Annotated in this window: 4 protein-coding genes; 1 reads left to right on the forward strand and 3 read right to left on the reverse strand. The window is 32.6% G+C overall.

Going from position 1 to position 3,241, the window contains the following annotated elements; translation table 11 throughout:
• Window positions 1–135 precede the first annotated feature (135 nt).
• The 3 genes from GX497_03005 to GX497_03015 all read right to left on the reverse strand — a co-directional run bounded on the left by GX497_03005 (window position 136) and on the right by GX497_03015 (window position 1,880).
• A complete protein-coding gene (locus tag GX497_03005) occupies window positions 136–558 on the reverse strand; it encodes a VOC family protein (GenBank protein HHY72189.1) in 423 nt (140 codons plus the stop codon).
• A gap of 311 nt (window positions 559–869) precedes the next feature.
• A complete protein-coding gene (locus GX497_03010; protein HHY72190.1) occupies window positions 870–1,208 on the reverse strand; it encodes a hypothetical protein in 339 nt (112 codons plus the stop codon).
• A 153-nt stretch (window positions 1,209–1,361) separates the two neighbouring features.
• Window positions 1,362–1,880 carry an undecaprenyl-diphosphatase gene (locus GX497_03015; GenBank protein HHY72191.1) on the reverse strand — a complete coding sequence of 173 codons (519 nt, stop codon included), beginning with the start codon at window positions 1,878–1,880 and terminating at the stop codon, window positions 1,362–1,364.
• A 318-nt stretch (window positions 1,881–2,198) separates the two neighbouring features.
• Between GX497_03015 and GX497_03020 the strand changes: the two genes are divergently transcribed.
• Window positions 2,199–2,738, forward strand: a complete 540-nt coding sequence (locus GX497_03020; GenBank protein HHY72192.1) for a DUF421 domain-containing protein — start codon at window positions 2,199–2,201, stop codon at window positions 2,736–2,738.
• The last annotated feature ends 503 nt before the right edge of the window (window positions 2,739–3,241 follow it).

A 3,241-nucleotide genomic window follows, 5' to 3' on the forward strand; every position in this document is an offset into this window, starting at 1 on the left:
ATATGGAATAAAATTCAAATAGTTGGATTTTAAACCGGTAAATTGTTCCCCTTTGCCAAAGGTTCAAGAAATTTAGGCGATTCATCGTTGAACTTATTTAAGTTTTGTGAGCTATGAATATTTCAGGATAAAGCCTTACTCTGCAAATTCCCAAGCTGGATTCCAAACTACTTCCCACAAATGTCCGTCAGGGTCTTGGAAGTATCCAGAGTATCCTCCCCAAAAGGTATCGTGTGCTGGAACTGTAATAACTGCACCAGCCTTCCTTACCTGTTCCATTACCGTATCGACCTCTTCTTTACTCCCAACATTATGACCAATCGTAAATTCAGTTGGACTTATTGGTGTCTGATTTAAGCTTGTGTCATGAGCTATATCTTTACGTTTCCAAATTGCGAGTTTTAAGCCTGATTGTAAATCGAAAAATGCAACAGCACCATGCTCAAATTCTTGACCTACTATTCCTTTTGTTGGTAGTCCAAGGCCATCCTTGTAAAATTTCAAAGACCTTTCCAAGTCATCTACACCTAATGTTATAACTGAAATTCGTGGTTTCATCTAATGCCTCCTAAAAAATTTATTCTGTACATTTTAATATATCGGGGCTAACAAATCGATTATTTATTGTACTAACTAATCTTTTAATACAAAAAAAACATTCTTGTTATCAAGAAACGCTACCCAATAGTTGAATAATGTAAAGTTATTCTTTAACCCTAAGAAACCTTCCTTATTGAAGTATCGCTTTTTAAATGTTTAAGTTCAATTTTCACGTTTTTGTATTTCTTAATAAGAAAAAAACGACCATCATAATGAAAAATCCCACTGGTTTGTTGAAATAGTTTTTAAAGGTAGAATTATTTAGTTTTCTATTTAGTACCTGGAGCTGGATGATCAACACCTTTAATATGGTGTCGATGTCCATCGTCTTCAGTTGTATAAAAATCATAATAATGGACGTGCATTCCATTTCCAACTGAGATGGCGGGTCCCGAATAAGCTTTATAATAGTGGGTATGTCCGTTTTCGAAGAGAACATATCCTTCAGTATAATGAATGTGGCTACCATCCTGAGTTTGAATTGCAGGAGATGTAACATCTAAACACTGATGAACATGCCCTGCTTCTACCGAAGTATAATCCACTGAACCATGATTATGGTGCGGAACTATGCCTTTAACAAAAGCATCTTTTCCTATCTTTGCCATACCCCTACCCCTTCTTTAGATGTCTTTGTTTCCATATCAAAGGATATTTATTAAATGATCAAAATATGTCCTTGAAACAGATGATAAAAAAACTTCTTTTCTAGTGTTAGAAGCAGTAGAAAATAATAATCAGTATATTTAGAAATGATGCTACTATTTTTCCGGGATTTTCAAATTTTGATAAGGTGAAAATTTGTGTATGAACAAGCTGGTAAAAGAGCCTAATATAGCACTTCCTATAATGTCTGAAGGGTAATGATGCCCTACCCAAATGCGAGACAATCCTGTAAGGAAAGATACTCCCAGTATTATAGATCCGAGAACACGTTGATAAAAAAAGAAAGTAGTTGAAATAGCAAATACAAGTAAAGTATGTTTACTTGGAAATGAAGAATCTTTTTTTGATGGAAGAAGGATTCCTACACGTCTTCTTATAAATGGTCGTGGCTTAAAATAAAAAAACTTTATTAAAATATTAATTATTAAGGTAATACATGCTGAAATTACGGCATCAATTACAGTTTTCTTATAAGTTCTCTTTTTAAACCACATAATTATCAGAATAAAGATATATAAATAACGAATCTTGTTTGAAATTAGTACCATAAGTTTATCTAATAATGAAGAACGGCCTGACATTCGATTTATTGCCCAAAACACTTTTTCATCCACAAAAATTCACCTCTGCATTTTTATAGCTTAGATTTATTCATAATTTTGATGTAGTGGTTTTAAAATGAGTGGTTTTTTCCACTTTTAATTATTTGATTCAAGGATGTTTTTAACATACCTTTGCTTTCCTTTGACATTGAAAATCCATCTCCACTTAATATACTTTTCAATTAATGAAGGATCTATGCGGTTGAAAGTGTAATATTCCAACTAAAATAAAAATCCCTTCCTCTCTTTAAAGGAATAGATGTATATTTTATGGAATAATTGGAAGATTAAAAACGGTGGTTTATATTAAAGTTTGATTTGAGGGTTGTTATGAACTACATTTGGGAATCAATAGCAATTTTATTAACGGGTTTTTTTTTAGTACGCGTTGCAGGTAAAAAAACAGTAGCCGAAATGTCGGGATTGGAAATTATAACACTTTTAGCAATTGCTTCAACAATAAGTCATGCTATTTCAGAGAAGGGCTTAATAAAAACAATAATTGTCTTATGTACTTTTGTAGCATTTCTTGTACTTATTCAATTTTTAACAATTAAATATAGAATTATAAAAAAAATATTTATTGGGAAGGAAACACCAGTTATTCAGAATGGAAAAATCATTTCCAATAATCTTAAAAAATTACGCCTATCAGTTGATGAGTTAGAAGCAAGATTGCGAGAAAACGGAATTACTTCTATAAACGATGTTAAAAATGCTTCTATTGAGATTACCGGTCAGTTAGGATATGAGCTAATGCAGCATGCTAAGCCAGTAACAATAGGTGATTTAGAAAAAATTTTGGATCAGACAATACCAAAAATACTCCAACAATTAACCGCGAACGAAAGTAAACAATCAACTAAATGATGATGTGGTAAAATTAATGACAATAGCACGTTTAAGTAAGGGACGCGGGACCAGAAACTGTGTCCCATTAACAATTATGGCGAACAACAATAATTTTTTCTTAACCGGTTTTATTTTGAACTGGAATCTTTGCCATAAGATGATTGTCTTTTACTTCGTATTTAATAATATTACCAAAAACTAAATCCTCAAATTGATCTTTCAGTTGAATTACAAAATGAGGTACATCAACAATATAAACCTTGTCACTTCACAATTTATCACCCCAAACGAACACGATTTACCGCACACGATTTTTGCTAATCAAATCGTGTGCGGGGTAAACAAAAAAAGAGCTTAGGATATGCTCCTAAACTCTTGTTCCTATTGCTTTTTCCGTAAGCGTCAAACTATCCCCACATGGTTTGGCGCTTTTTTATATGCGATAATCTTCTAAAGATCAAATTTTGCGGAGGTTTTGCGATGAATAAATCTGAACTAAGAATTGAATGGGAACAAAGGAT

It is taken from the genome of Bacillus sp. (in: firmicutes) (assembly GCA_012842745.1).
GTDB lineage: Bacteria > Bacillota > Bacilli > Bacillales > Bacillaceae_J > Schinkia.

Excerpts from the sequence above, each read along its gene's own strand:
- GX497_03005 (HHY72189.1), bottom strand. The coding sequence starts at position 558 with ATGAAACCACGAATTTCAGTTATAACATTAGGTGTAGATGACTTGGAA.
- GX497_03010 (HHY72190.1), bottom strand. The coding sequence starts at position 1,208 with ATGGCAAAGATAGGAAAAGATGCTTTTGTTAAAGGCATAGTTCCGCAC.
- GX497_03020 (HHY72192.1), top strand. The coding sequence starts at position 2,199 with ATGAACTACATTTGGGAATCAATAGCAATTTTATTAACGGGTTTTTTT.